At 55.1% G+C, this 26954-nt stretch carries 28 protein-coding genes; 8 read left to right on the forward strand and 20 right to left on the reverse strand.

The genetic code is table 11. From position 1 onward, the window contains the following. Positions 1 to 3: 3 nt before the first annotated feature. The 5 genes from jag to rpmH are packed head-to-tail and all read right to left on the reverse strand — an operon-like array spanning position 4 to position 2362. The gene (gene jag / locus LIO98_RS12920) at positions 4 to 705 is read right to left on the reverse strand and encodes an RNA-binding cell elongation regulator Jag/EloR (protein WP_291957904.1); all 702 of its coding nucleotides are present in this window, start codon (positions 703 to 705) and stop codon (positions 4 to 6) included. Position 706: 1 nt separating this feature from the next. Further along, a complete protein-coding gene (locus LIO98_RS12925; RefSeq protein WP_291957983.1) occupies positions 707 to 1522 on the reverse strand; it encodes a YidC/Oxa1 family membrane protein insertase in 816 nt (271 codons plus the stop codon). 9 nt (positions 1523 to 1531) lie between these two features. Continuing rightward, entirely contained in the window at positions 1532 to 1804 is a 273-nt protein-coding gene (yidD, locus tag LIO98_RS12930; RefSeq protein WP_291957907.1) for a membrane protein insertion efficiency factor YidD, read from the reverse strand. Positions 1805 to 1827: 23 nt separating this feature from the next. Beyond that, positions 1828 to 2220, reverse strand: a complete 393-nt coding sequence (locus tag LIO98_RS12935) for a ribonuclease P protein component (RefSeq protein ID WP_291957910.1) — start codon at positions 2218 to 2220, stop codon at positions 1828 to 1830. A gap of 7 nt (positions 2221 to 2227) precedes the next feature. Beyond that, positions 2228 to 2362 (reverse strand): 50S ribosomal protein L34, encoded by a 135-nt coding sequence (gene rpmH, locus LIO98_RS12940; protein ID WP_083829738.1) that lies wholly within the window; start codon positions 2360 to 2362, stop codon positions 2228 to 2230. A 211-nt stretch (positions 2363 to 2573) separates the two neighbouring features. On the opposite strand from rpmH, the gene rpsT reads away from it, so the two are divergent. Next, positions 2574 to 2840 carry a 30S ribosomal protein S20 gene (gene rpsT, locus LIO98_RS12945; protein WP_291957988.1) on the forward strand — a complete coding sequence of 89 codons (267 nt, stop codon included), beginning with the start codon at positions 2574 to 2576 and terminating at the stop codon, positions 2838 to 2840. Positions 2841 to 2966: 126 nt separating this feature from the next. Here the strand turns inward: rpsT and holA are convergent, their stop codons facing one another. From holA to LIO98_RS12960, 3 genes are all read right to left on the reverse strand, one after another. Continuing rightward, a complete protein-coding gene (gene holA / locus LIO98_RS12950) occupies positions 2967 to 3908 on the reverse strand; it encodes a DNA polymerase III subunit delta (protein WP_291957920.1) in 942 nt (313 codons plus the stop codon). Further along, positions 3908 to 6406 (reverse strand): leucine--tRNA ligase, encoded by a 2499-nt coding sequence (gene leuS / locus LIO98_RS12955; RefSeq protein WP_291957923.1) that lies wholly within the window; start codon positions 6404 to 6406, stop codon positions 3908 to 3910. The genes holA and leuS overlap by 1 nt, the downstream gene beginning before the upstream one ends. A 324-nt stretch (positions 6407 to 6730) precedes the next feature. Continuing rightward, on the reverse strand, positions 6731 to 7897 hold the full coding sequence (locus tag LIO98_RS12960; RefSeq protein WP_291957926.1) for a sugar diacid recognition domain-containing protein: 1167 nt from the start codon (positions 7895 to 7897) through the stop codon (positions 6731 to 6733). A gap of 195 nt (positions 7898 to 8092) precedes the next feature. Here LIO98_RS12960 and LIO98_RS12965 point away from each other — a divergent pair, with 195 nt between their 5' ends. From LIO98_RS12965 to grdA, 5 genes are all read left to right on the forward strand, one after another. Then, positions 8093 to 9382: a glycine/sarcosine/betaine reductase component B subunit gene (locus tag LIO98_RS12965; RefSeq protein ID WP_291957929.1), complete on the forward strand. Its 1290-nt coding sequence runs from the start codon at positions 8093 to 8095 to the stop codon at positions 9380 to 9382. Positions 9383 to 9395: 13 nt separating this feature from the next. Then, the gene (locus tag LIO98_RS12970; RefSeq protein ID WP_291957932.1) at positions 9396 to 10709 is read left to right on the forward strand and encodes a glycine/betaine/sarcosine/D-proline family reductase selenoprotein B; all 1314 of its coding nucleotides are present in this window, start codon (positions 9396 to 9398) and stop codon (positions 10707 to 10709) included. Between the two features lie 190 nt (positions 10710 to 10899). Beyond that, complete coding sequence (locus LIO98_RS12975) at positions 10900 to 11298, forward strand: GrdX family protein (RefSeq protein WP_291957935.1); 399 nt, start codon at positions 10900 to 10902, stop codon at positions 11296 to 11298. Positions 11299 to 11397: 99 nt separating this feature from the next. Further along, a complete protein-coding gene (locus LIO98_RS12980) occupies positions 11398 to 11721 on the forward strand; it encodes a thioredoxin family protein (protein ID WP_291957938.1) in 324 nt (107 codons plus the stop codon). A 61-nt stretch (positions 11722 to 11782) separates the two neighbouring features. After that, positions 11783 to 12259: a glycine/sarcosine/betaine reductase complex selenoprotein A gene (gene grdA, locus LIO98_RS12985; RefSeq protein WP_291957941.1), complete on the forward strand. Its 477-nt coding sequence runs from the start codon at positions 11783 to 11785 to the stop codon at positions 12257 to 12259. A gap of 74 nt (positions 12260 to 12333) precedes the next feature. Here the strand turns inward: grdA and LIO98_RS12990 are convergent, their stop codons facing one another. From LIO98_RS12990 to LIO98_RS13015, 6 genes are read right to left on the reverse strand one after another with little or no spacing between them, the layout of a single operon-like run. Then, the gene (locus tag LIO98_RS12990; RefSeq protein ID WP_291957944.1) at positions 12334 to 13068 is read right to left on the reverse strand and encodes a papain-like cysteine protease family protein; all 735 of its coding nucleotides are present in this window, start codon (positions 13066 to 13068) and stop codon (positions 12334 to 12336) included. A gap of 10 nt (positions 13069 to 13078) precedes the next feature. Continuing rightward, positions 13079 to 13690 (reverse strand): hypothetical protein, encoded by a 612-nt coding sequence (locus tag LIO98_RS12995; protein ID WP_291957946.1) that lies wholly within the window; start codon positions 13688 to 13690, stop codon positions 13079 to 13081. Positions 13691 to 13703: 13 nt separating this feature from the next. Continuing rightward, the gene (locus tag LIO98_RS13000; protein WP_291957948.1) at positions 13704 to 14180 is read right to left on the reverse strand and encodes a prepilin-type N-terminal cleavage/methylation domain-containing protein; all 477 of its coding nucleotides are present in this window, start codon (positions 14178 to 14180) and stop codon (positions 13704 to 13706) included. Next, on the reverse strand, positions 14170 to 14595 hold the full coding sequence (locus LIO98_RS13005; RefSeq protein WP_291957951.1) for a thioesterase family protein: 426 nt from the start codon (positions 14593 to 14595) through the stop codon (positions 14170 to 14172). Before LIO98_RS13005 ends, LIO98_RS13000 begins: the two co-directional genes overlap by 11 nt. 16 nt (positions 14596 to 14611) lie before the next feature. After that, on the reverse strand, positions 14612 to 16525 hold the full coding sequence (locus tag LIO98_RS13010; protein ID WP_291957954.1) for a TetM/TetW/TetO/TetS family tetracycline resistance ribosomal protection protein: 1914 nt from the start codon (positions 16523 to 16525) through the stop codon (positions 14612 to 14614). Continuing rightward, complete coding sequence (locus LIO98_RS13015; RefSeq protein WP_291957955.1) at positions 16516 to 17337, reverse strand: nitroreductase family protein; 822 nt, start codon at positions 17335 to 17337, stop codon at positions 16516 to 16518. Before LIO98_RS13015 ends, LIO98_RS13010 begins: the two co-directional genes overlap by 10 nt. A 265-nt stretch (positions 17338 to 17602) precedes the next feature. Between LIO98_RS13015 and LIO98_RS13020 the strand changes: the two genes are divergently transcribed. Then, the gene (locus LIO98_RS13020; RefSeq protein WP_291957958.1) at positions 17603 to 19147 is read left to right on the forward strand and encodes a serpin family protein; all 1545 of its coding nucleotides are present in this window, start codon (positions 17603 to 17605) and stop codon (positions 19145 to 19147) included. A 119-nt stretch (positions 19148 to 19266) separates the two neighbouring features. Here the strand turns inward: LIO98_RS13020 and LIO98_RS13025 are convergent, their stop codons facing one another. The 4 genes from LIO98_RS13025 to LIO98_RS13040 form a co-directional block, all read right to left on the reverse strand. Continuing rightward, entirely contained in the window at positions 19267 to 20718 is a 1452-nt protein-coding gene (locus LIO98_RS13025) for a sodium/proline symporter (protein WP_291957961.1), read from the reverse strand. A gap of 492 nt (positions 20719 to 21210) precedes the next feature. Continuing rightward, positions 21211 to 22044 (reverse strand): TRAP transporter substrate-binding protein DctP, encoded by an 834-nt coding sequence (gene dctP / locus LIO98_RS13030; RefSeq protein WP_291957964.1) that lies wholly within the window; start codon positions 22042 to 22044, stop codon positions 21211 to 21213. 59 nt (positions 22045 to 22103) lie between these two features. Then, positions 22104 to 23420 (reverse strand): TRAP transporter large permease subunit, encoded by a 1317-nt coding sequence (locus LIO98_RS13035; RefSeq protein ID WP_291957966.1) that lies wholly within the window; start codon positions 23418 to 23420, stop codon positions 22104 to 22106. Next, on the reverse strand, positions 23410 to 23919 hold the full coding sequence (locus tag LIO98_RS13040) for a TRAP transporter small permease (protein WP_291957968.1): 510 nt from the start codon (positions 23917 to 23919) through the stop codon (positions 23410 to 23412). Before LIO98_RS13040 ends, LIO98_RS13035 begins: the two co-directional genes overlap by 11 nt. Positions 23920 to 24290: 371 nt before the next feature. Between LIO98_RS13040 and LIO98_RS13045 the strand changes: the two genes are divergently transcribed. Further along, positions 24291 to 24848: an XRE family transcriptional regulator gene (locus LIO98_RS13045; protein WP_291957971.1), complete on the forward strand. Its 558-nt coding sequence runs from the start codon at positions 24291 to 24293 to the stop codon at positions 24846 to 24848. A gap of 117 nt (positions 24849 to 24965) precedes the next feature. Here LIO98_RS13045 and LIO98_RS13050 read toward each other — a convergent pair whose 3' ends face one another. Both LIO98_RS13050 and LIO98_RS13055 read right to left on the reverse strand, forming a co-directional pair. Further along, positions 24966 to 26057, reverse strand: coding sequence for a dipeptide epimerase (locus LIO98_RS13050; protein ID WP_291957975.1), 1092 nt, complete (start codon positions 26055 to 26057; stop codon positions 24966 to 24968). Between the two features lie 44 nt (positions 26058 to 26101). Then, a complete protein-coding gene (locus LIO98_RS13055; RefSeq protein ID WP_291957980.1) occupies positions 26102 to 26833 on the reverse strand; it encodes an oligopeptide/dipeptide ABC transporter ATP-binding protein in 732 nt (243 codons plus the stop codon). Positions 26834 to 26954 lie beyond the last annotated feature (121 nt).

Below are 26954 nucleotides of genomic sequence, written 5' to 3' on the forward strand. Positions count from 1 at the left end.
TTGTTAATTGAACTTTCCGTGCTGGGAATGTCTCCGGCCACGGTCAGTTCCGCGTCCGCGCGCGGACGCGCCAACCGGGCAGACGAGGACCCGGCGCAGCGGCTCTTCGCCTATTGAGCGCGTCTCCACATCCTTGTTGTCGCGCAGCGCGATATGGATGAGGCGGCGCTCCCAGCTCGACATCGGCTCCAGGCTGACGGGCGTCCCCTTGTGCTTCGCCTCGCGCGCGATGGACTCCGCGAGCCGGCGCAGCGTCTGTTCACGGCGGGCGCGGTAACCGCCGCAGTCAAAGCGGACGCGCCTCGTCGACATATCTTCGTGACAGACGAGATTCGTGATGTACTCAAGCGCCTTGAGCGTCTCTCCGTAGCGGCCGATGACGACTCCCGCGTCCTCACCGACGAGATTTATCATGCCGTCGTCTGTGAGTTCGGGGATGAGGTCAAGATCCATCTTGTCGAGTATATCATTGACGAAATGGCACGACTTTATATAGGACAGCGGCGCGAAGGGACGTATCTCGATCTTATAGGTAGAACCGAGCAGGCCGAAGAGCTTCTTATCTTCGGACAATACGGTGGCATCCACATCCTCGGCTTGGATATCCCACATCTGGGCGCCTTTAGCTTTGGCCTCTTCAAGCGAAGAACAGTCCACCACGGCGCTCTCTATTTCAGGCATCGGTATTAAATCTGTCTCTTTCATATTAATCCTCGTCATCCTCATCATCGTCGTCCGCGGTGTTGACCGGTTTGTTCTTGTGGAGCGTCGGCTTTACCGCAAGCTGCTCGCTGGTCTTCTTCATGACAAAATACTGCTGCCCGACGCCTATCAGCGAAGAGAGGCCCCAGTATAGCATTACGCCGCCCGGCATCGAAAGGCAGATGAAGGCCATAAAGAACGGCATAATCGTATTCATCATCGCCATCTGGGGATTGTTGCCGCCCGAGAGCTTCTGCTGCGCCCAGGTAAGCACGGAGATGCCGATGAGCAGGATCAGATTGCCAAGATAGAAGTTAACATGTGAAAGTCCGGCGGGATTCGTAAGAACGGCGGAGAGGACGGACATTATGCTGTATTCGCCGTTGGCGGCCGCCGCTACGCCGAGCGCCTTCGCAAGTCCGGCCGTCGTTGAGGAGCCAAGAAGGACGCCGAAGAACGAAGTATCCGCAAAATCATAGGTACGCAGTACATTGAAGAGAAGAATGAGTATCGGGAGCTGAACGATAAGCGGCAGACATCCCGCGGCGGGGTTGACCTTATATTCCTTGTAGAGACGCATCGTCTCCTGGTTCATTTTTTCCTTGTCGTTAGCATATTTTTCCTGGATAACCTTCAGCATAGGCTGTATCTTCTGCATATGCTGCATTGAAAGCATCTGTTTCTGGTTGAGCGGGTAAAGCGCAATCCTCACCGCTATCGTGAGAAGTATTATCGCCAATCCGTACGAATGAGTGATACCGTAAAAGAACTCGAGTATTGTCAGAAGGAGCTCGCTAGCTCCGTGCCATATCGCGCCCAAAACTTTCACCTAACCTTTCGAAGTTTGCTCCGTCTTTTCGTAGAGCATTCCTAACCATTTCCGTTCTGCTATCTCGGCCGGTTCAGGCACGGGGTCGAAGCCCCCCTCGTGCCACGGGCCGCACTTCACCAGCCGGGCCATCGTAAGCCATAGGCCCGTAATGGGACCATACCGCCGCAGCGCCTCCGCCGCGTACTCGGAACAGGTAGGATAAAATCTGCACTTGCCGCCGCCCAAAAGCGGGGAAAGGACTGCCTGATAGGCCCTGATGCAGAATATCATACAATAAGAAACCAAGCGCACGGTCAGTCGTCCCGGCAATCCACATTCCAATCAGCGCCGGGCCATTCCGCTTTCAGCAGCCCCCTGCGCTTCAGGGAAAGAGCCATATCCGCGTAAACCTCGTCGGCCTTCGCTCCAAGAGCGTTCTCCCGCAGAGAGGCGACAATCCACGTCCCATCTTTGATCCACGGCAGAAGCCTGCGGAACGACTCGCGCATCACGCGGCGTCCGCGCGTCCGTCTCACCGCGCCGGCGATCTTCTTGCCCACCGTAACGCCCGCGATAGCGGGACCCTCCGCCTTCGTAAGAAACAACAACCGCACCAGTGCGCCTGTTTCACGACGTCCGGTGCGGAATACGAGATCAAATTGCCACCCGCTCTTTAGTCTTTTAGCAGATGAAAAACCGAAATCCACAGCTAAATTAGACGGCGAGACGCGCTCTACCTTTACGGCGACGATTTCTAAGAATACGGCGTCCGCTGGGGGATGCAGAGCGTTCAAGGAAGCCCATTGAGCGCTTGCGTCTTATATTGTGCGGCTGAAATGTTCGTTTCACAGACTACACCTCCTGCGTTTTGTCATCATTATCAAACTATCAAAAATTCTTTGCAGAATAATTGGCCCATAAACAACCTGATAAATATAACATAGACTTGCCCCCGCGGCAAGAAAAGAATAATCTTTTTGGCGATTTTTTTTTGAACTATTGCGCAACGGCCCACTTTTGTGCTAAGATATTCGTTGTCTTTGTGAAGGAGGTGACGGCATTGCCAAACAAGAAATCAGCAAAAAAACGAGTCCTGGTCACTGAGAGAAACCGCATCTACAACCGCTTTTGGAAGACCCGCTGCAAGAACGCGGTGAAGAAGCTCCTGGAGGCGGTAGCGAGCAAGGATCTTGATCTTGCGACAAAGAGGCTGAACGAGGCTCAGGGCGTACTGGATAAGGCGGTAGTTAAGGGCGTCGTCCACCGTAATACAGCGGCCCGCCGCAAGTTGAACATGGCTGCAAAAGTCAAGGCTCTCTCTGCCTAGGCTAATATCTATATTTTATTAGAAAAATAACAGCGGAATCCCACATGGGAGGCTCCGCTGTTTTTATTTTATAAATTTATTTTATCAATGTCCGGTCGGATACGTCGTTAGAATATAGATCATATTTCAGCGGCGCGTATGGCCCGCGGAACCCATGAGCCCTATTATCGCCGTCTCCAGCCCCTGCCAGCCGGAACCGATCCCGCTTCTTTCCTCTATATTCATCCTGATAAGCGCGGCGATAAAATCCGTGACCGCCCCGTGACCATATCTCTGGTCGGCCTGCTTCGCCATGCGCCAAGCGTAATCCTTCGCGCCAAGCGCCTTGGCAAAGGCGGTGGCGTCCTTACCGAGCCCCGAATACCAGGCAAGACGCATGCGGTTGTGGATCGGCGTCAGCGTCGGGATCAAGTCTCCTGTGCGCGCCATCGCGTGCAGGCTCTTCAGCACCCCTGCGTAATCCCCGGTACAGAGGCCGTCAAGCAGGCGCAGGAGGTTTCGGCTTCCGTCGTCAAGACAGAGCTCCTCCACATCACAGGCGGTGACGGGGGAATTTTTTTTCAGGAACCCAAGGCTCTTCAGCTGGGCGCGGATCTCCTCCGGGTCCTCCAGCAGCTCGACGATCATCGCCGCGCCCTGCGGCGCGAGGTCCACGCCAAGCTCCTTAGCGAGATTCGCCACCCATATCTGACGCTCGCGCGGCCAGCGCGGAAACTCCGCGGCTTTGAGCAGGCGGCACTTCGCAAGGACATCTTTTGGTATAAACTTGGCGGGCTGAGATTTTATCTCGCTCTCATAGACCAGAACTAGCGTCACCGAGGAATCGGCGTCTATCATAGAGGAAAGTTTTTCGGGAAATGGGCCGAAAAGCGGCGCTGACTCCACGATGATGAAGCGGCTCTCGTCAAAAAGGCCGCCGGTCATGTTGTCGGAGAGGAGGGAGCTCCACTCCCCTCCCTCCTGTTTCCCGGCGGCCACATATCCTTTTTTTTCAAGCTCGGCGGCGGTCTCCTCGAGAAGGCGCCTTTGAGCTGTCCCCGAGGCGGCGATCAGGAGGAGAGCCGGCATCAGCCCTTCACCACTATATTTACAAGCTTGCCGGGAACGGCGATCGTCTTGACGATCTCCTTGCCCTCCAAACGCTTCTTGGTCTCTTCACGGGACATCACCTCGGCGAGCAGGTCCTCCTTTGAAAGCCCCGCGGAAACGGTAAACTGCTCGCGCACCTTGCCGTTTATCTGAAGCACGACGGTGGCGCTGTCCTCGACAAGCGCGCCCTTATCCACCTCGAACCACCGGTGGACGGAGAGGAAATCCTCGTTGCCGAGCTGATGCCAGAGCTCCTCCGTGATATGCGGCGCAAAGGGAGAGAGGCAGCAAAGCAGCGTCTCGACGCCCTCGCGTTTGATGCTCCAGCCCTTCGCGTCCTCCGGCGCGAAGGAGATGAGGGCGTTCGTCAGCTCCATCAGACGGGCGACGGCGGTGTTGAACTGCCGCTCTTCGCGGATATCCTTCGTGACCCGGTCAAGTGTGCTGTGGATGATGCGCTTCATATCGCGCTCCGCCGGCAGCGTCAGGGAATCCATCGCCGCGCGTTCAGCGGAGGCGGTCCTCAGACCGTCGAGATTCTGCTCGACAAGACGCCAGACACGTCCGAGGAAGCGGTTCGCCCCCTCCACGCCGCGCTCGGACCAGTCGAGGTCCTTTTCAGGCGGCGCGGCAAAGAGGATAAAGAGGCGCGCCGTATCCGCGCCAAATTTCTTGATTATCTCGTCGGGGTCGACGACGTTGCCGATCGACTTTGACATCTTGGCTCCGTCCTTGATGACCATGCCCTGCGTCAGCAGACGCTTGAACGGCTCGCGCATATCGGCGGGCAGAAGGCCGAGGTCGGAGAGCACCTTAGTAAAGAAGCGCGCGTAAATAAGGTGCAGACAGGCGTGCTCGATGCCGCCGATATACTGGTCAACAGTCATCCAGTAGGCCGCCGCCTCCTTGTCGAATGGCATATCCGTGCTCCAGGGGGAGGTGTAACGGTCAAAATACCATGAAGAACAGAAGAATGTATCTATCGTATCCGTTTCACGGCGCGCCGGACCGCCGCAGACAGGGCAGGTCGTATTGTACCAGTCGGGGCGCTGCGCAAGCGGATTGCCGCCGTTCGCGGGCATCTCGATGTCAAGCGGCAGCTCGACGGGAAGCTGCTCTTCCGGCACGGGGACGATGCCGCAGTGGTCGCAGTAGACCATCGGGATCGGCGTTCCCCAATAACGCTGGCGCGAAATGAGCCAGTCGCGGAGCCGGAACTGCACCTCTTTTTTGCCCTTGCCGTGTTCCTCGAACCACTCGGCGGCCCTGGCGATCGCCTCTTCCGTGGGCAGGCCGTCGAGGAAACCGGAGTTGCAGGCTACGCCGTCGGCGGCCACCGCCGCGGGCATTGTCGCTCCGTCGGGAGCCGGTTCGTCGACAGGGCGGACGACGGTGATGACTGGGATATTATATTTGCGCGCGAAATCGAAGTCGCGCTGGTCGTGCGCGGGAACGCCCATGATCGCCCCAGTACCGTAATCGGTGAGGATATAGTCGGCGATCCAAATCGGCGACTTCTCCCCCGTGACGGGGTTGACGGCGAAAAAGCCGGTATCCATACCCTCTTTATCGGTGCCGACGGCGGTACGCTCGATTGTGCTGCGCGAGGCCATCCGCTTGGCGAAGGCGCGCATCTCCGCGGCCTTTTCGCCGCCCGCCATCTCCGCGAACTTCTCCACATAGGGATGTTCCGCGGCCATCGCGACGAAGGTGACGCCAAAGATCGTGTCAATGCGCGTCGTAAAGGCCTCAAGCTTGAGATCAGTATCGGCGATATCCATCTCGAAGTGAACGCCCTCGGAGCGGCCTATCCAGTTGCGCTGCATCGTGACGACGCGCTCCGGCCAGCCCTTGAGGTCGTCGAGGCAGTCAACCAGCTCCTGCGCGTAGTCCGTGATACGGATGAACCACTGGTCGAGGTCGCGCTTCGTGACCGGAGTGCCGCAGCGCCAGCAGACGCCGTCGTCGACGACCTGCTCGTTGGCGAGCACCGTCTGGCACTTGTCGCACCAGTTGACGGGCGCATGCTTACGGTATACGAGCCCTTTCTTGTAGAACTGCAGGAAGAGCCACTGGTTCCATCTATAATAGTTAACGTTGCAGGTCTCAACGCGGCGGCGCCAGTCGTAGCTATAGCCCGCGTGCTTGAGCTGCTGCGTCATATGCTCGATATTGCTCCAGGTCCAGTCGGAGGGAGCCGTCTTATTCTTGATAGCCGCGTTCTCCGCCGGCATGCCGAAGGCGTCGAAGCCCATCGGATAGAGGACGTTTAGCCCCTGCATACGCAGGAACCTTGCCAGCAAATCGCCGATCGAATAATTGCGCAGGTGCCCCATGTGAAGCGCCCCGCTCGGATAGGGGAACATTTCAAGGCAATAAAACTTCTCTTTGCTGTGGTCGACCTCTACCTCAAAAATCTTCGAGTCGGCCCACGCTTTCTGCCATTTCGGTTCAATGGCGGAAAAATCATACGGCATCTATATCTCTCCCTCTTAGATGAAGAATTTTCATTTATACATCATGGTATTATATACACTCGGTTATGAGAGGTCAAACATGGTAAATCGGCGTTTATAAGCACGATTTGCGTTATAACTTTGGGCTCTGGTATCCTGCTGCAGGCGCACCCGCATGCTGCGGCAATATGGATAATTTGAAAATGTCCCCGCCCTGTGGCGGGGACATTGCCTTGCAATCGCCGTATGAAAATACGGCTCCGGTTCCAGAGCCCAAAGTTATTTAGCAACTCGCACTTCTAAACGCCGATTCCCTTCGGACAGAATAAAGAGATAAATAGCGATTTACACTTTCTTCTCCCCGCTGCTGATGTTCTTCAGCACAAAGGCGGCCCACAGCTCAAAGGCGTCTTTGAAGTTCCAGGGGTCTTTGCCGGTGAGGGCGCGGATTTTTTTGAGGCGGTACTGAAGGCTGTTTCTGTGCATCGCGAGGCGCTCGGCCACTTCGCCGCTCGCGAAGGGGGATTCGCACCAGCCGAGGAAGGTGTCGCGCATCTCCTCGTAGTCGTTGCGTCCCTCGAGCCCCGCGAGGGTGCGGTCGGCGAATTCTTCACGTTTACCCACCGGGAGCAGGTCGAGCAGCGCCTCGCTGATGAGGCTGCGCGCGGAAATGACGCCGGAAAGTTTGAGCTGGCCCGCGAGGCGCATCGCGTCGCGCGCGGAGCGCAGGGAGATGGCGAGTCCGTTCAAATCGTTTGCGGGAAAGCCTACGGCGATGTCGGCGGTGATGCCTTTGTCTTCCAGGTTCTCTATAAAGCCGTGGGCGATGCCCTCGATGTTCTGTGTGATGTCGTCGTTGGTTCCCGGGCGATTCGGCGTGACGAAGATCGTGACGCGCCGGTTCCGCTGAGGGCAGATGACATTACGCGGATGGGAGAAGGCGGAGCGCAGCTCGCGCACCATAATCTGATAGGCGTTTTCGCTCGACTCGTCTTTCCATTTTTTCATCTCGACGACGACGGAGGCTTTGCAGCGCGTGAGGGTAACGCCAAGCTCTTTGCCCTGAAGGGTGATGAGTTCGCCCATACCCTGCGAGGCGTCGTAGGAGGCGACGTTTTCAACAAGGTTGCGCAGCGCGAGCTCGCGCATAAGGTTTGATTCGAGGAAGGCCTGTTCGCGCAGCATGATCTCCGCCTGTTTCTGCACGAGAAGCCCAAAACGCTTGACCTCATCGGGCATGCCGGTTATCGAGATGGAGCCGATGACTTTGTCGAAGAATTGTATAGGCAGAGTGTAGCTTGGGTAGACGCCGGGCATTTTTTTCGCCTCGTCGCTGTAGGTGACGCATGGTTTGTTCTCCTGCATCACCTTCATGGAGGGTTCGTGGAAGGTCCCAACCCTTTTCTTTACATTACAGCCGATAATGATGCCGTTTTCATCGGTAACGAGAACGCCGCGTCCGATAACCTCGCTTGTACTCTCTGCGATATTCTGCGCCATTTTCTTAAACATCGAGAAACTACTCCCGGATTTTTTATTCAAGAGCATAGTTCATTTTTTATTATATATCATTTTTATGTTCTTAGGAATAATGTATTTTGCCCCGCATATAGTTAGAATGTGAATAGGGAGACAAAGTGGCTGAAGCACCTAATCTTCCAAAAAGAATTTAATGTTTGTTTTATCAATAAAAAGGAGGAATGCAAAATGCGTTTGGAGTTGCATAAGGTCCACATCAAGGGACTTGATTTTGCAGAGAAAACCCACGTAAAGAACGGCGTGCTCTATGTCAACAAAGAAGAAGCCGAGGCCCTCGTCGCCGAGGACAGGAACTTCTCGAAGGTGAGCATAGACTTTGCCCGCCCCGGTGAGAAGATGCGCATCATTCCGGTCAAGGATGCGGTCGAACCCCGCGTTAAGATCGGCAAGGGCAATTATTTCCCAGGCTTCATGGCTCCCATGGAGAAGGCGGGAAACGGAGAGACCCTCGTCCTTGACGGCACCGCGGTAGTCACCTGCGGCCCGATCGTCGCCTTCCAGGAGGGCTTCATCGACATGAGCGGCCCCGCAGCCCCCTATTCACCCTTCTCAGAAACATATAACATCGTCCTCTCGGTAGAGCCCGTAGAGAATCTTGAGAAGCACCTTTACGAAACTTCGCTCCGCGAAGCCGGACTTAAGCTCGCCGTCTACCTCGCCCGCTGCGCGGAAGAGAACGGCGCGAAGGCCGACGAGGTCGCGGTATTTGAAAAGGGCGACACCTTTGAGGAGAGCCAGAAGTATCCCGATCTCCCGAAGGTCATCTATGTCTGCATGAACATCACGCAGGGACTGCTGCACGACACCTATCTCTATGCTGCAGACCTCCGTCCCTCGCTTCCGACGCTCATCCACCCGAACGAAGTCCTCGACGGCGCGATGGTCTCAGGAAACTGCGTCTCGGCCTGCGACAAGAACACCACCTGGCATCACTGCCACAACCCCATAGTCCAGGCGCTGTATGCCCGCCACGGCAAAGAGATCAACTTCCTCGGCATGGTTCCCACGCAGGAGAGCACGGTGCTCGCCGGTAAGATCCGCGCCTCGCAGATGAACCTCTCGATCGCGCAGCAGCTCGGCGCCGACGGCGTCATCGTCTCGGAAGAGGGCTACGGCAACCCCGATACGGACCTCTGCCTCAACGCGAAGAATTTTGAGAACGCCGGCATCAAGGCGGTCCTCGTATCCGACGAATCGGCCGGTACGGACGGCGCGAGCCAGAGCCTTGCCGACGCCACGCCGGAGCTCACGGGCTTCATCTCCACGGGCAACGTCAACGAGATGATCGAAGTTTCCGCCATGGACAAGGTCATCGGCTACCCCGAATCGATCGCGGTCCTTTCCGGCGGCGCGGAGGAAAGCCTGCGTCCCGACGGCTCAATGTACGTAGAGCTTCAGTCCATCATCGCTTCCACAGCTGAAATCGGCTTCAACAAGCTCGGCTGCGAATGGGTATAGGGAGGTAATCACAATGACCTTAAAAGTTGTTCATTATATCAACCAGTTCTACGCCGGTATCGGCGGAGAAGAGAAGGCCGACCACCAGCCCGAGATACGCGAGGGTATTGTCGGTCCCGGAATGGGCCTTAACGCCGCTTTCGGCGGCGAGGCTGAGATAGTCGCCACCGTCATCTGCGGCGACGGTTACTACGGAGAGCACACGGAAGAGGCCCGCGCCAAGTGCCTGGAGATGGTGGCGGCTAAGAAGCCCGACCTCTTCATCGCCGGCCCCGCCTTCAACGCCGGACGCTACGGATTCGCCTGCGGCGATATCGCGGCCACGGTAGCCGCCGAGCTCGGAATCCCCACGGTAACTTCAATGTACCCTGAGAACCCCGGAGTGGAGCTCTATTCCAAGAAGACCTATATCGTTCCCTGCGCCGATTCGGCGCGCGGCATGGGCCAGGCCCTTCCCGTAATGGCGAAGCTCGGCCTCAAGCTTGCGAAGGGCGAACCGATGGGCCCTGCGAAGGCCGAGGGTTATATTCACCGCGGCATGCGCAAGTCTTTCTTCCATGAGAAGAGCGGCGCTGAGCGCGCGGTAGAGATGCTCATCAAGAAGCTCCGCGGCGAAGAGTTCCAGACGGAGTACGAGATGCCGACCTTCAAGAAGATCCCCCCGGCAGCGCCGATCAAGGATCTGAAGCACGCGAAGATCGCGCTCGTCACCTCCGGCGGTATCGTCCCGAAGGGCAACCCCGACCGCATCCGCGTCTCCTCGGCGGAGAGCTTCGGCGAGTATGATATCTCCAGCCTCTACGATATGACGCCCGATAATTACGAGTCGATCCACGGCGGCTACGACCGTCAGTGGGCAAACCTCGACCCCGATGTAGTCGTTCCCATCGACGTCATGCGCGAACTTGAAAAAGAGGGCGTATTCGGCAAACTCCACGACAAGTTCTACACCACGACCGGCACCGGCACGGCCGTCGCCTTCGGAGAGAAGTTTGGGCAGGAGATCGGCGCGAAGCTGAAAGAGGCCGGCGTTGACGGCGTGATCCTCACCTCCACCTGAGGAACTTGTACTCGGTGCGGTGCATCGATGATAAGAGAGATCGAAAACGCGGCAGGCATCCCCGTCGTCCAGATAGCGACGATTGTTCCTATCATGCTCACAGTCGGAACGAACAGAATAGTCCCCGGCGTGGCGATCCCCCATCCCGCCGGAAACCCCGAACTCGGCCCCGAGGTCGACAAGGCGACGCGCAGAGAGCTGCTCATGCGCGCCTTCAAGGCAATGACAACGCCTATCGAAGAGCAGACAATCTTCGAAAAGAACTAGACTTAAACTATCAGGGGGCGGCTTCAAACGCCGCCCTCTTCTCCAGAAATATTTATCCGAACAAAAAATCCACATATTTCAGCAATTCTCTTATCATTTTTATAAAAATGCACAAAAACAGCCTTTGCATTTTGCTGTAAAATATCATATTATACAAAGCGGCACGAGCTAAGGAGACCGGGTGATAGAGATGACGGCAAAAGAGTTACGTATCGTTACAAACAACAGCTGGATAGAGACAGGCCCCGCGGTGCCGCATGAGATAGTTTTCGTCGAGGGGACGCCGATGGAGGTTCTCGACAAGACAGAAGATATGCTTCAGCAGGGATGGAAGCTCGTATCCGCCCCTTTGCCTTCGAATGTGCCGATTATGCGCGGCCCCTACCGGTCTTTGGTTGTAGAGAAAAATGACCGACAGTATGACAGGGACGGGCTGATATCGCTCGGCAAGGCGAGAGAACGCTACCGGATGGAGCGGGAGAACCACAATTTACCGGAGCCCGGCGAGGACTTCGGAGTAATTGACCGCCAGATGCTCCAGCGGACGCTGCGCGACGCTATGATTATCGAGGCTGAAAAGGGAAATTAAATATCATTTTAAGGTCGACTTTCTGACTGGCGGATGATATGATAAGAAATAGATATTAAAAGCTGTGACTTTTAAAATATAAACAGGAGGCAAACTACAATGATTGCACTTACAAAAGAAAACTGCGACGCCGAAGTACGCGAAGAGAAGTCAATACCCGTAGTAGTGGATTTCTGGGGACCTCAGTGCGTTCCCTGCATGGGTCTTATGTCCCACTATCACGAGATGGAGAAGGAATTCGAGGGTAAAGTGAAGTTCACCTCCGTCGACTGCTCAACCAACAAGAGAGTGGCAATGGGCTTCCGCGTAATGGGCCTTCCCACCTTCCTCTTCTGGAAGGACGGAGTAGAGGTAAAGCGCCTCTCAAAGGAAGAGTGCACAGCCGAGTCGATCAGAGCGGAGATTGAAAACCTTATTAAGTAAGGCGATAGTTGGACGAACGCGTCCAATTTAGCATAAAACACAAATAGGAGGTATCTTGTCCATGGGCAAATTAAGTGGTAAGAAACTTCTCCTGCTTGGCGAAAGAGACGGCGTACCTGGGCCCGCGATGGAAGCGTGCCTTAAGGATTCTGGAGCAGAGATAGTATTCTCAGCGACAGAATGCTTTGTCTGAACCGCGGCAGGAGCAATGGACCTGCAGAACCAGCAGCGTATTAAAGACGCCGCTGAGAAGTTTGGAGCCGAGAACTGTGTAGTAGTATTAGGTTCTTCAGACGCGGAAGGCGCAGAAATCTACGCCGAAACCGTCACGAACGGCGATCCGACCTTCGCAGGCCCGCTTGCTGGAGTCTCGTTGGGACTCCCCGTGTATCACATCTTTGATGAAGCTATTCGTTCAGAGTGCGATCCCGCGCAGTGGGAAGAGCAGATTTCCATGATGGAAATGGTCCTCGATCCCGAGGCACTCGCAGCCGCAGTAAAAGGCATGCGTGACCAGTACAGCAAGGTTGCTCTGTAAGCCTTACTTATTTAACAGGATTTAGCAAAAGAGAAGAGCCGCATGGCTCTTCTCTTTTGTCTTATCCGATTGCTTTATTCTTCCCGAGATTTGAAATCCGGCGGATAGGCGATCAGGTACTGCTGCACACGCTGGTCAGGAGGCAGCGCCCCGATATCGCGCCAGGTGTGAAAGAATTCCTCGGCGGAGGCGACCGTATAACCGTCCTGGCAGTGGTCGCAGACGTCGTCGCTGTCCATAAAGATAAGCACGTCGTCAGCCGTCGTTTCTGTGCCCATGGTATCGTAACCGATGATGACGCGCCAGTGGCCGCCGAAGCGCATGTTCTCCACCATGATGGGCAGCCCAGCCCGCAGATTACGGATAACAAAGTCCCTGAACGTGGCGGCATCCTTAAAGAGACGCTCGCCGCCGCGGCATTCATGCAGGCTTGAGCTCACCCTCCAGCCGATCTCTTCAAAGAAGCGGCACATCCCCGCGGTGCAGGTACCGCCCTCGCCCCTTTCGTTGGGGGTGCCGCTGGAACCCATTCGCCGCATCAGCTCCGGTTCGTCATAATCGGTAACGCCGAAGTACCAGAGCACCGTCAGCGCCGCCGCGGGGCCGCAGCTGTAGCAGGCGGTCTGCTGATAGGTGGGATAGTTCGTGAGTATCGTCAGTCCCCTGTCGTTGCTCTCCATGGTAAAGAAATCCGGAGCCTTGAAGTACGGTGAGTTTTTTACGTCCGCGACGCCCTCGTAAGCGGCGCCGCTTTCAGGATGGGGAATTATGTAGTCGGGGCGCGGGACACGCCTTACACGCTTCTGCATCGTAAAAGCCTCAGTCGGCGATGGAGCTGAGCCGCTCAAGCTTCGTCTGTTTCTGGAGGAGCGCCAGCGCGACGCTCAGGATATGCGTGTTGTCCACCCACAGGAAGGAGGCGCTTGTAAGCAGTTTATCGGTGGCCTCCGCGGGGGTGAATACAAGGTTCCCGTTCACGATGCCCCATTTAAGCCGCTTCCATTCATAAAATTCAGACTGCGACCCCTTGAAGAGCCCTCTCTGCGTCACGGTAAGACCATTGTCGGAGACGGAGAAGTCTCCGAAACGGTAGTCCTTTCCCTTCCGCAGGCCGTCAAGCATCTCAGCCATCAGACGCTTCCCCACCGCGCGCCAGAAGCGTTGTGTAAGATGTTCATAGAAATCTTTCTGTTTGGTCTTGATCGTAAATTCACGGGTCTCGGTGCCGAAGGTGGCGAGATAGCGCATCTTCGGGAAGGGGCCGCCACGCCTCTGATCCACGCCCCAGCGGAGCCGGGTGATCGTTTTAAGGGGAAATAGTTCTCCGCAGTACAAAAAACCGGCAGGGGTAATGTCGAGGCTTTTTTTAAAGGGCCAAAGGCCAAAGCTGCAATGAAAATCTATTTCGTTATGCCATGATTTTTTATCCACGACAGACCCGCTCCTATAATTTATCTTTGATATCCATATATCCGGTACCGGAGATCGTCACAAAATACCTGACCTCCGGAATCTTCCTTGATTTTACTATAAAAGTGGCCGCTGGGGTCAGCGTAAACCAACGACCGGAGAAAATTAATTCGTGGACGCCCTCGTAGGCCAGTGCCGCCTCATCGAAAGAATATATCTCGTGCCGTAAATTTTTCGCGCCGCCGAGCCAGATTATGGTCACCTCATAGCTGCGGTCTGTGTTCTGCGTGAGCATGACGCGAAATTCCGCACTCTCGCGCGCCGCTGCGGCCATCCGGTACTTTATCCAGGTACAAAAATTTTTCGCCTCGTTTTGTATTATACGCCGTTCTCTCGCGGGCGAATCTGAAAGGGCCTGAAGAGAGATGCAGGAGAGGCTTCCGATGATCACCAGCACCGCGATCAGCTCAACAAGCAGAAAGCCCCTTTTTCTGGCGGCCTCAGCCCTCATTCCCCAGCAGCGAAAGGACCCACAGATAGAAGGGATGCTCTTTTTTGAATAATTTGCCGTTCAGGTCTGTACAGCCGTGCTTTGTCCACCCCTCTGTGAGCAGCTTGCCGTCGGAGGCGCGCACGACACGGTATTCAAACTTAATGCTGTGGACCTTGAGCTCAGAGACGCGGCCCCACAGCTCTATCTCGTCGTCGTAGCAGGCCGGATGCTTATAGCGGCAGTAGGCCTCGACGACGGGGAGCATCATCCCGTTTTTTTCCCATTCGGTATAGGGGCGGCCCCAGCCGCGGCAGAGTTCGGTGCGGGTCACCTCGAACCAGTCAAGGTAGTTGGCATTGTAGACGATCTTCATCTGATCGGTCTCGCTGTAACGCACCCTTATCTTAGTGGCCAGCGTATATTTATCTTCCATCGTCATTCTCCTCTCTTTATGCGCCTAAGGCTCCGCGTTTGTACAAAATATATTTCGCGCGGTCCAGCGGCGAGACCCCGCGGTAGGGCACCTCAAATCCTTCGCCTGGCGGGCAGGGAGCGTACCCGGCGGCGGTTGTGGATAGCGTGCCCCGGCCTCCGGTGAGCGAGGCCACGCGCAGCGGAAAGTCCATGCTGGAGGCGACAGGCAGCAGCCCCTCCATCGTAAAGCTGCCCTTGCGCACGACGGGGCTGTCAAAGGTGCCGCGCATCGTGACGATTTCCCCGATAAGCCTGCCGCTCGCCTCCTCCGGGAAGGTGAGGCGAAATTTCTGCATCGGCTCCAGAAGTTCCGTGCCGCTTGCCACGAGGCCGTCCATGATCCCCATCGGCGTCGCGAGCATGAAATCCAGGGGATGTGTATGCACAGTATGGTGTTCGCCGCCGACAAGCCTGATCCTGACGTCCGTGACCTCCCAGCCCTTCGGCCCCTGCCGCAGCGCCTCCGGGATGGTCTGGCGCACCTGCGCCTGGTAGCGCGTATATATTTTATCGTTTGCCACGGTGCTCTCAAAGACGACGCCGGCTCCGAGCGGCAGCGGTTCGATCTCAAAGTCCATCACCGCCCAGCAGGGTTTGGGCATGGTGTATTCGACGTAGCCGTGCGCGCGTTTGAGCGGACGCTCTTTATAGACGACCATCGGCTCGCCGAGAGCCGCCTCAAGGCCGAAGCGCTCGGCAAGCAGCATCTGCAGTATCTCTATCTGCAGCAGTCCAGTCACGCGCACAAGCAGCTCGCGCGGCTCTTTTTCCCAGATGACGTCCAGCAGCGGGTCCTCGGCGGAGAGCTCCGAAAGGGCGGCCACCAGCGCGGGATACTGCGCCGGTTCCGCGGGCGTCACCTTCACGCGCAGCACCGGCGCGGCGATCTCCGCCACGGGGGGCGCGCAAGAGGGGTCGCCTATGATGTCTCCGCTGACGGTCCCCGTCAGACCGTAGACCGCCCCCACCTCTCCGGCGCAAAGGCTGCCCTTGTCCTTTTCCTTAGAGCCCAGCACATCGCGTATCTGCGTCACCTTCTCGTCGCGTCCCAGGGTGACATTGCGCACGCTGTCGCGGTTTTTCAGCGTTTCTGAGAAGAGGCGCAGATGCGCCACGCGTCCGAGCGAGGGGTTATGTTCCACTTTGAAAACGACTCCTGAAAGAGGCCCGGCGGCGTCCTGCGCCCTTGCCAGCCGTGCGAGCAGCTCCAGAAGCGGCTCGACGCCCTCGCCCTTCAGCGCCGCCCCGCAAAGGGAGGGAATGAGTTTTCGCGCGTAAAAGGAATCTCTCAGAAGCGTGTCAAGCTCATCTTCGCCGAAAGCACCGGCTCCTTCGTCAAAGTATTTTTCCAGCGCCGCGTCGTCATATTCGGCAAGCGTCTCCGCAAGAGACTCTTTATCCTCCAGATCGATCAGGCGCGACGCGGTTCCAGTCAGCTCCCCTATCTCCGCCATAACCGACTTGACGTCGGCTCCGACGCGGTCGGTCTTGTTGATGAAGAAGAGCGCCGGAATGCCCATCTTATCGATGGAGCGCCAGATGAGCTCAGTCTGCGACTGTACTCCCTCTACGGCGGAGACGACGATCACGGCGAGGTCCATCGTGCGCACAGCACGCTGCACCTCGGCGGAAAAGTCGCTGTGGCCGGGAGTATCGATGATATATATCTTTACGCCCCGCCATTCTAGGAGCGCGGAGGCGGCACGGACCGAGATGCCGCGCCGCCGCTCAAAGTCCATAAAATCAGTATGCGCGCTGCCGTCGTCCACGCGCCCCAGCAAACGAACGGCGCCGGCCTTAAAGAGCATCTGTTCCGTCAGAGTGGTCTTTCCGCCGTCGACGTGGGCCAGAATGCCGATCGTCAGCGGGCAGGCTTCGTTTACAGCCAATGTATGTTTGCTTCCCGGCGCGGGGGGTACTGACGCAGCGGGCGAAGCTGGGGCCAGCCCATCATCTGCGCGCCGCAGACGTGTTCGTCCTCACCGATCCCAAGATATTCCCGCAGCGGCGCGAAGCTCCTGATCGCCATCGTCAGGTAACCGCCCCAGCAGCAGCCTATCCCCAGTCCATGAGCTGCAAGTTCAAGATAGGTAAGGGCGATAGCCCCGTCCTCCGGCCAGCGGTGTTCTTTCGGCACAACCGCGACCGCGACATGCGGCGCGCCGCGCAGCAGCGCGTCCTCCCCCGCCTTGGCCTTCGCGATCATCGCCGCGCCGAGCAGCGAGCCGGGGTCCGTGGGGTTCTTGAATATCTCCTCGCGGAACCAGCAGAGGATAAGGTTCGTTATCTCCTTGGTCTTTTCCGGCTCGTCCGAGACCACCCAGCGTATGGGCTGATAGTTCACCGCCGTCGGCGCCTGGCGCACCGTTTCGAATATCCGCGCGAAAAGCTCGCGCGGAATACGTTCATCCTTGAACTTACGGATGCTGCGGCGCGTCTTGAGCAGATTTTCCGCCTGTTCCGCCGTGGGCATCACTATATCCTCGCTCCTCACGATCTTTCCCTGATCCATGAAGGAGAGGGTATCGGCATATGTCGGACAGAAGAGCACGCACTGGGCGCACTGGATACAGCGTCCGCTGTGCTTCTCCGACATTTCCGGGAACCCGTCGTCGCCAAACTTTATTATCCCCGCGGGGCAGATGCGCAGGCATGTTCCGCATTTGGTGCATTTTTCACGGTCGATTCGCAGTTCGTTCATCTGGTCTCACACTCCTAAGTATCTTTTATATATTGGTCCGCCGGCCATATGCGCCGTACGCCTCGCGGCAGACACATCCAATCAGCGGAATACACCTTAGCTATTTAGCCGATAAAACGATTTAACCGGCGCTTCCTGAATAATTTTAACACTATGGAACAAATTTTTATCCTCCAATCACGCAAAACCAAGGAGCGCTCGTCCGCGTTTTAGGCTATAATCTGTGATTGGAGCAGAAATGCAGCCAATTACAGGAGGTAATTTGATGAAACGAATAATCATTACGCTGGTGCTGGTCACGGCACTATTGTCGCCAAATATCGCGATGGCGAATATATCGAATCTGATACCGCCCTTTCACTGGACCTATCATTCTCTAAGCAATCTCTCGGCCAAAGGGCTGATCGGCGAGCAGGTCGTCCCCGGCAAGAGCGCCTTCACGCCCGAGCAGGTGGTGGCACTTGTGGTGATGGCGCTCAAACACGCGGAAAACGACATTACAAAGCTCGGAGACGCGGAGCTGTCCAGCATGCGTCAGTTGGCGAGCGCCTACCGCCCATATTTCAAAGAGGCGGGCTACGACTATAACACCATACGCAACGACATAGAAATGGTGGCGATCCGCGCGGGGCTGACGGCTATCGAGACGAACGGCGGCTTTACGCCGAACCCCAAAACTCTCTCGGCAAAGGCTGCCTACGCCGTCAACAAGTTTACCTTCGACCTTTACCGGCAGGTGGCTGCTGAGCGCGGACACCGCAATCTTTTTATCTCGCCCTACAGCGTCACCTCGGCGCTCGCGATGACCTACGCCGGCGCGCGCGGCATTACGGAGCAGCAGATGGAAAAGGTGCTCTCTCTGTCGCCGGATATCCACAAGAATATGGGCGCGCTCATCAACGAGATAAACTCGGTGCCACAGGATATCGCGCAGGTGCACACGGCAAACGCCGTCTGGCCCGCGAAACAGGAGAAGATCCTGCCCGAATACGCGCAGACAGTCCGCGACTATTATAACGCGGGACTGACGCCGCTCAATTACAGAGCCAACCCCGAGTCGGCGCGCAAGACGATAAACAAATGGGTGGAAAAGCAGACGCAGCAGAGGATAAAAGACATCATCGGCCCCGGCGTGCTCAGCAAAGAGACGCTGATGGTGCTCACGAACGCCGTGTACTTCAAATCCTCCTGGCTTGAGGAGTTCCAGTCGGTAAATACCGTGCCGCGCCCCTTCTGGATAAGCCCGGATCGCTCCGTTAAAGTGCTGACGATGAACCGCACCGGAGAGCAGGTCGATTACGCAAAACTCAGCGACGCGGAGATCGTGGAGCTGCCCTACAAGGGAGGGCGTTTTTCCATGCTCGTGCTGCTTCCCGATAAAAAATCCGACATTGAAACGCTGGAAAAGGCGCTGAGCGCCGAGCAGCTCTCGAAGTGGATCGCGGCGATGACGCCGCAGAAGGTAAAGATATATCTGCCGAAATTCAAGCAGGAAAACGACTATGAGCTGGCGCAGACATTGGCAAAAATGGGCATGCCATCCGCCTTCAGCCCCGAGGCGGCCGACTTCTCCGGCATTACCGGTCTGGATGATCTCTACATCAGCAACATCGTACACAAGACCTTTATTGAAGTGGCGGAAGAGGGAACAGAAGCGGCGGCGGCGACGGCGGTCATCATGATGCGCACCTCGATGCCCGCACCCGACGACGACGCGGTCGTTTTCCGCGCCGAGCGTCCCTTCATCTACATCATCAGGGACAACACGACGGGCGCGATAATCTTCATCGGCAGGTACACAAGGCCATAGAATAAAAATCCCCTTAAAGCACAAAACAGCGGCATTCCCTGCCGGCCCTTGTCCGCAGTAGCGGACAGGAAATTAGGCAGGCGGGACGCCGCTGTTTTTCTCTTATCAATTAACAGCCGTCAGCGCTTCGCGAGCGCGATCTGCGCCTCGCCGTCCGGCGGCTGGCTCTGCATGAGGCTCACCGCCACGGTGACAAAGGTCGAAGAGAGTGCCGCGGGAAGCATCTCATACATGATATCCTTCAGGAACGGCGTATTATACCAGAGCACCGTCACGACGCCGCCTGTGATGATGCCCCCCAACGCGCCAAGCGCCGTGACCCGTTTCCAGTACAAACCGAGGATCAGCGGCGGCGCGAAGGAGGCCCCCATTACCGCCCAGGCGTAGAGAACGAACCAAAATACCATGCGCGTATTTGAAAGGGCGATGCAGGCTCCGCAGACACCAACGGAGACGATCACGATACGTCCCACTACTGTCGCCCACCTGTCGGAGAGCTTTTTGTTGAATACACCCTCTATGATGTCCAGGTGCACCGTCTGGGAAACTACCATTATCAGAGAATCAAGCGTAGAAAGGATCGCCGAGAATACCGCGGCCAGCACAACGCCGGCGACCATCGGATGCAGCCTGTCCTTTATCAGCACGGGAAAGGCAAACTCCGGGTCGTGGATCGTCGGCATGATGACCCGGCAGATAAGGCCGATCAGAGTAGCCCCGCTGACGACGGTGACCATCCAGAATACGCCGATAACGGCGGAGGTGATGAGCGTCCTGTCGTCGCGAGCCGTTATAAAGCGCTGCAGTATCTGAGGCTGCCCCATAAGACCGATCCCGCCGGCGGCGAGGCCGAAGGCAAAGGCAAAACCGGCGTATCCGCCGATACCCGCTGTCGCGTTCAGCAGCATGGGATCGAGCGCGAAGGCGCGCTCCCAAAAGGCATGCCAGCCGCCGAGATAGAAGATAAAGATAAAAGGCGAGACGAGCAGCACAAGCAACATGATCGAGCCCTGCACCACATCGGTCCAGACGACGGCCCGGTAGCCGCCAAGAAATGCATAGGAGGTGCCAAGGAAGGCGGAGACCCATATCGCATGTTCGTAATCCCAGCCGACGAGGGCCTCGAAGGCCTTACCGGCGCTTGTGAGCTGCGCGGAGGTGTAGATGACAAAGAAAAGGGTGATGATCAGCGAGGAGACGCCGCGCAGCAGCTTAGAGTGTTCTTTGAAGCGTACGCCGAAAAAATGCGGTATCGACATCGCGCCCGTGCATTTGGTGTAGCGGCGCAGCGCCGGCGCCAGGCAAATGTAGTTGAAGAAATAACCGAAGGTGTAGCCCACGCATATCCACATCATCGAAACACCGAAGGCGTAGGCAAACCCCACCGCGCCGGTAAATATCCAGCCGCTCGAATCGGTCGCGCCCGCGCTGAGCGCCGTCGGTATCGCGCCGAAATCACGGTCACCGAGGTAAAAGCCCTCGGCGGAGCTGGAAAAATAGCGGGTCGCGATAAAACCTATCATTATAAATATCACAAGATAAATGGCGGATACCGTGAGCATAGTATTCATTCGCCGCGTACCTCCCTTTCGCGCGCCCTCTCCGCCTTCATCGCGTAATAATAGTAAATCGTGATCGCTGCCAGGGCCGTCAGAGGAAAAATTATGAACATGAAGGTTATTAAAAATGGTATTTCCGGTAAAATATTCACCAGTCAGGCCGCCTTCCTGATTCCATCAATTATAAATACACCATTTAATTTAAAGTAGACTAACACAGTACAATTTTTTACGCAAACCCCTCAGAGGCGAAAATGGCCGGAGCTCATTAAAGACCCGGCCATTTCGCATATTGCGGCGTTATTTCTTCTTAGGCGTGTAGCCTATAAACTTAGCCTCCTGTTTGTAGCCGAGCTCCCACAGGGTTTCGCGGTATATTCTGAGATACTCTTTTCCCTCGGGGGTCTTGCTGCACTCGTTGACGATGAGCTTAAGACCGGTCTCACGCGCCTTTTTCTCATCTTCGGGGCTCCATCTGACGATCTTGATCTTCGGATTTTCCTTTCACTTCTCGCGCGCCTTTACCTCGGCGACATATACCATCGCCGACTGGTAGCGGGCGCGGTCACGGGCGACGATGATGATATCTTTAAGGTGCTGCGGGAGCTTCTCCCATTTCCCGGGGTTTACGACGAGCGGGAAGTATTCGCAGGTCCCGTTCTGGAAGGCGGGATCGACGACATACTTGGCGACTTCGTGGAAGCCCATGCGCATGTTCTCATCCCAGAAGGTCCATTCCGCGGCGTCGATGTTCTTCGTCTGGAAGGCGGTGTAAATCTCAGGAGCGGAGAGCGAGACGGTCGTCGCGCCAAGCACGCGGTAGTAAAGCGCGCCAAAACCGGAGGTACGGATCTTCTTGCCCTTGATGTCGGAGATCTTGTTGATCGGAACGACTGACATCAGCTGCTCATAGATAGGGCTTTCCATGATATGGCCAAGGTACTTGATGCGGTGCTTGGCGTAGAGCTTCGAGAAAAAGGGCTTGAGCTTTTCATCGAGGTAAGCGCCCTCCGCGTAGGTGTTGAGCGGGCAGCCTGGGCGTGTCTGGAGATTAAAGAGCGGATCTTTGCCGGTCCAGTAAGCTCCGTAGACCATCGCCATATCGACGACGCCGTTCGCCACATTGTCGAATGTCTCGAATACCGGGAAGAGGACTCCCGCCGCATAGGGCTCGATCACCAGCTCTCCCTGTGAGAGCGTCTTGACCGTCTTGCAGAAATCCTCGGCGATCTTCTGCTGCTCGGTACCAGGCATCGCGTGGGTAACAACGCGCCATCTGATCGCCGCGTCCGCGCTCTGCGCGGAAAAGGCCGCGAGAAGAAGCGCAACAAGTGCCATAACCTTAAAACTCTTCATAATTACTGTTTCCCCCTTAAAGTTTTTTACTGCTCTATAACTTAGCGTCCCATCGCAAGTCTGGGCAGCCAAAGCACAAGATTCGGAAATAGGAAGATCAATACTACAGATACAACCTGCAGGGCAAGGAAGGGCAGAGCGGCCCGGTATATCTCCATGATGTCCACATCCTTCGGCGCGCAGCCCTTGAGATAAAAAAGGCTGAAGCCAAACGGGGGAGAGAGATAGCCGCACTGCAGCAGCACGTTAAATACGAGGCCGACCCAAAGCGGATCATAGCCGAGCTGCGAGAGGATTGGCGCAAGGATAGGCACCGCGAGGAAGATGATCGCTCCCGGCTCGAGGAACATCCCCAGAAAGAAGATGAAGGCCGCGGAGACAAAAAAAACCATCGTCGCGCCGCCGGGCATGTTCATCGCCATATCGGCAATTATCGTGTTGCCGCCGAGGCCGGAAAATACCGAGCCAAAGGCCGAGGCGCCGATCATCGTCCAGCCGACCATCGCCGTGATCGAGAGCGTCTCATAACAGGAGCTCCAGACGATATCCCAGGTAAGGCGCCTGTTTAACAGGCCAATGATGATGGCTCCCGCAGCGCCGAAGGCCGCCGCCTCCGTAGGTGTCGCGATACCGTTGAGTATCGAACCGAGAACGATCGCGATAAGCAGCGCGGGAAGCGCCACACCCCGCAGCGAGCGGAATTTCTCGCCCCAGCTCGCGCGCTCTTCCAGAGGAAGCGCCGGCGCGAAATCTTTATTAAAAAGAGCCCCGATTAGCACATAGCCGATATAAAGTACCGCCAGCAGACCTCCGGCGCAGAGCCCTCCGGCGAAAAGGCCGCCGATGGAAACCCCGGTCACACATCCATAAAGGACCATGTTAGTGCTTGGCGGAATAAGCTGGCCAAGAGTACCGCCGCCCAGGACGCAGCCAAGCGCAAGTTTTTTATTGTACCCATGCTTGAGCATCTGCGGCAGGCCGATAAGCCCGAGGCCGATAACGCCCGCGGCGACGACGCCCGAAACCGCGCCGAGGATGGCGCCGACGATGACCGTCGCGATCGCCAGACCGCCGCGCAGCCCGCCGGACCACTTGAAAATAGTGTCATAGAGGTCGGCGACGACATTAGTCTTTTGTAATATATAGGCCATATATATGAAGAGCGGCACAGCCACGATCACAAAGTTGTTCATCGCCCCCCAGGTTGCGGAGACCAGCAGGTTGAGAGCTCCCCATCCCCAGAGAAAATAGGCAAAAATTATAGAAACAGCCGCCAGCGAAAAAGCTATCGGCACTCCGACTGCGAGCAGTACGAAGAGTAAGACAAACATCAGCAGCGGATAGAGATCACTTGACATCCGAGCGTTCCTCCTCTAAAGCATCTTCTCTCTCTTTATCCGTGCCTCTGCCCGTAATGATTCCGACCATATCACGGACAGACTGGTAGGACAAAAGCAGGCACGAAATAGGTATGATCCACCGGTACCACCATACATGCGGATTGAAGGGAGTCTGGTGCGTGGAACGCTCAAGCATCATCGTAGAACGCCAGGCGTTGGGGATACTTACAACCAAAAGCGTCAGGACGACGAAAAGGACTACCGCCTCTGAAAATACGGCGAATCTCCTGCGCCATTTGATACTGAGATAGGGAGCAAGCGCCTCTACGGCGACATGCGCCTTTTTCATATGGCAATAGGCCGCTCCCAACATAAAAAATGTCCCGTAAAGAAATATTGTTACCTCAAAACTCCAGATAGGAGTGTCGTTAAGCAAAAAGCTCTTCAGCGTGCTGTAGACGATCTCAACGATCAGCGGAAGAATTAAAAGAGAGATTATATGCGCGAACTTTCTCAATTTTAATTACCCCTTTCCCAAAAATTATGGTACTTTTCCCTCCACAAATATAAATCGACTGCCCTCCCTTATATTTTTATATACAAAACATTTGATGACACAATAGTTTCATCCAAACAAAAGCGCGTGAACACAAAGGCTCGACAAAGCGCTGTCTTGTACCACTGATATTCACTCTAATATTTTATTTTTAACCGTATTTTTTCTGACCCGCGTGAAAGTATATAGTGCATTTTAGATTTTGTCAAATATTTGGTGTAGATAAAATTTTAATTTTAAAAAATTATTTCTCACATCTATTGAAACCTGTCCGATTTAGGTATATCATTATTATAGAATTACAAATTTCCACCAGGCAGGAGGGAGAGCAGTTGATAGGAGGGCGCATAAAAAAACTTCGTAAAGAGCGCGGAGCCACACTGAAAGAGGTTGCAGAGGCAACTGGCCTGTCGCAGGGTTACCTGAGCCAGATAGAGACGGATAAGGTCGAGCCTTCCATATCTGTGCTCCGAAAGCTGGCCTCTTATTACAAGGTGCTCATGCTCTATTTCTTTGACACCGATCCGGTGGATAATATTGTCGTCAGAAAAGATGAACGCCGGATTATAGGCAGCCCGGGAGATCCACTTATGTACGAACTGCTCCAGCATAATGTAAAAAATAAAAAGATGGAGTGCGCGATAATGAGACTTGCTCCCCATTATCAGGACCCTGAGGGCGTATACACCTCTTACCCCGGCGAAGAATCCTTCCTCGTCCTCAGCGGCACAGTGGAGTTCGAGCAGGAAGGCAGCGTTTACACGTTGAACGAGGGCGACAACATCTACTATGAGTGTTCAAAACCGTTCCGCCTCTTCAATCCCTGCGATACCGAAGCCGTAATAGTCGGCGTATGCACCCCGCCGCACCGGCAGCTGGAAGAGGAATAAAAGATACAGGCGATAAAAAAATCCTGAAGATATTCTTCCGGATTTTTTTATCGCCTCAGCTATATTGCTAATGATGTGTGCTGCGCTTTGATTAAAACACCTTAGGAATAATGCAAGTCAATTCCAAACAGCTCCTGGAACATCCGTTATTCCAAATCCGGCATTGTCGTTCATGTGTATCTCAGGGCCGTTAGTGAAGGCAGGTCCACCGCTCACCTGATGCTCAGAACATAAATTGGGGCCATCAAGATCTACGCTGGCAACACAGCTAAAAGACGATGCGATATGCGCCGCCGCAGCCGCGGACACCTTGCCTTCCAGCATAGCCCCTACCATAACCTTGACCCCAAAAGCCTGAGCAACAGATATTATCCGCAGTGCCCCCCTGACCCCACCGCATTTCATCAGCTTTATATTTATCATATCGGCAGCGTGTGTTTTTATTACGTCAATAGCATCTTTGACACTTTGGCAGCTTTCATCAGCCATTACCGGAAACGGAGAACGCTCCGTAACAAATCTCAATCCATCCATATCAAAGCTTTTTACAGGCTGTTCCACAAGCTCTATGGCGAAACCCGCGGCTTCCATCTCGTTCAATATCTTCACCGCCTCGTTGGGTTTCCACCCTTGGTTGGCATCCAAGCGAACCTTGACATCAGAACCGACAGCGTTAAATATTGTCTTCAGCCTTTCAAAATCCAGAGAGACCTCACCTCCAACCTTTATTTTTACAATGGAGAAACCTCTTTCTACCGCGGCGATTGTATCCGCTGCCATGACTTCAGGGCTGTTAAGGCTTATCGTTACGTCAGAAGCTATACTTTTACCGTTCCCTCCAAATAATTTCCAAACGGGTTGCCCTATGGATTTTCCCCATATATCATGTAGCGCTATATCCACAGCCGCTTTTGCGCTAGTGTTGTGCAGTAACGCACCATCAAGGAGTTCTAGGTTCCCCTCCAGATATTCGCAGTCGCTTCCCAACAGCAGCGGCGCAATTACTTCATTGACCGCCCCCGTGATGGAGCCTACCGTTTCCCCAGTTACCTTCGCCGTTGGCGGTGCCGCTCCCCAGCCTACTAAACCGGAATCTGTTTCTATTCGAACGATCACGTCAGTCAGTACATCTACGCTCCGCACTGCTGTTATAAACGGTGTTTTCAGCGGGGACAATAAAAGGCCTGTATTGATAGATTTTATTTTCATTTATATCTTCCTTTACATAAAAGAAAAGCTCTCGCTTTTACTGTCTAATCGCTGCCATGACTGTGAATATCAGCATCATGGCAGGCAACAAAATGTCCTGGCTCATACTCAATTAATTTGGGCTGGCATTCACGACACAGATCTCTTGCATAATTACATCTGGGGCTGAAACGACAATTGTCTGGAAGATCGATAGGAGAGGTGATTTCTCCTCTCAATACGACACGTTCCCGCCTATTACGAAGCTCCGGCACAGGGATAGCGGAGATAAGCGCCTTCGTATATGGGTGGATAGGATTATCAAACAACACTTCAGCAGGCGCTTTTTCTATTATTGTCCCTAAATACATCACTGCTATATCATCTGAGAAGTAATTTACAACACTTAAATTGTGAGTGATAAAAAGATATGTCAGCTTCATATCCCTCTGCAGGGTTTTTAGGAGATTCAGTATCTGAGCCTGTATCGACACGTCAAGCGCTGACACCGGCTCGTCGCAGACAATAAACTGCGGCTCCAAGGCAAGGGCTCTGGCAATGCCTATACGCTGGCGGCGGCCGCCGTCAAGCTCATGTGGATAACTGTTGATCAGGCGCGGTGCAAGACCAACGATCTCCATAAGTTCACACACACGATTCTCTAATACATCTTTGTCCTGTATGAGCTTATTAATGATGATAGGCTCGGCGATTATCTTTCCAACCGACATTCGCGGGTCCAGGGATGAAAATGGGTCCTGAAATATGATCTGCATTTCTTTTCTAAGCTTACGCATCTGCTTTTTTTCATACTTCAGTATATTCTAGCAGTTAAAAAATATTTCGCCAGACGTCCGTTCAAGAAGCCGTAGAATTGCAATGCCAGTGGTTGACTAACCACAGCCTGACTCTCCTACA

Origin of the sequence: Cloacibacillus sp., from assembly GCF_020860125.1 — a bacterium.
Lineage (GTDB): Bacteria > Synergistota > Synergistia > Synergistales > Synergistaceae > Cloacibacillus.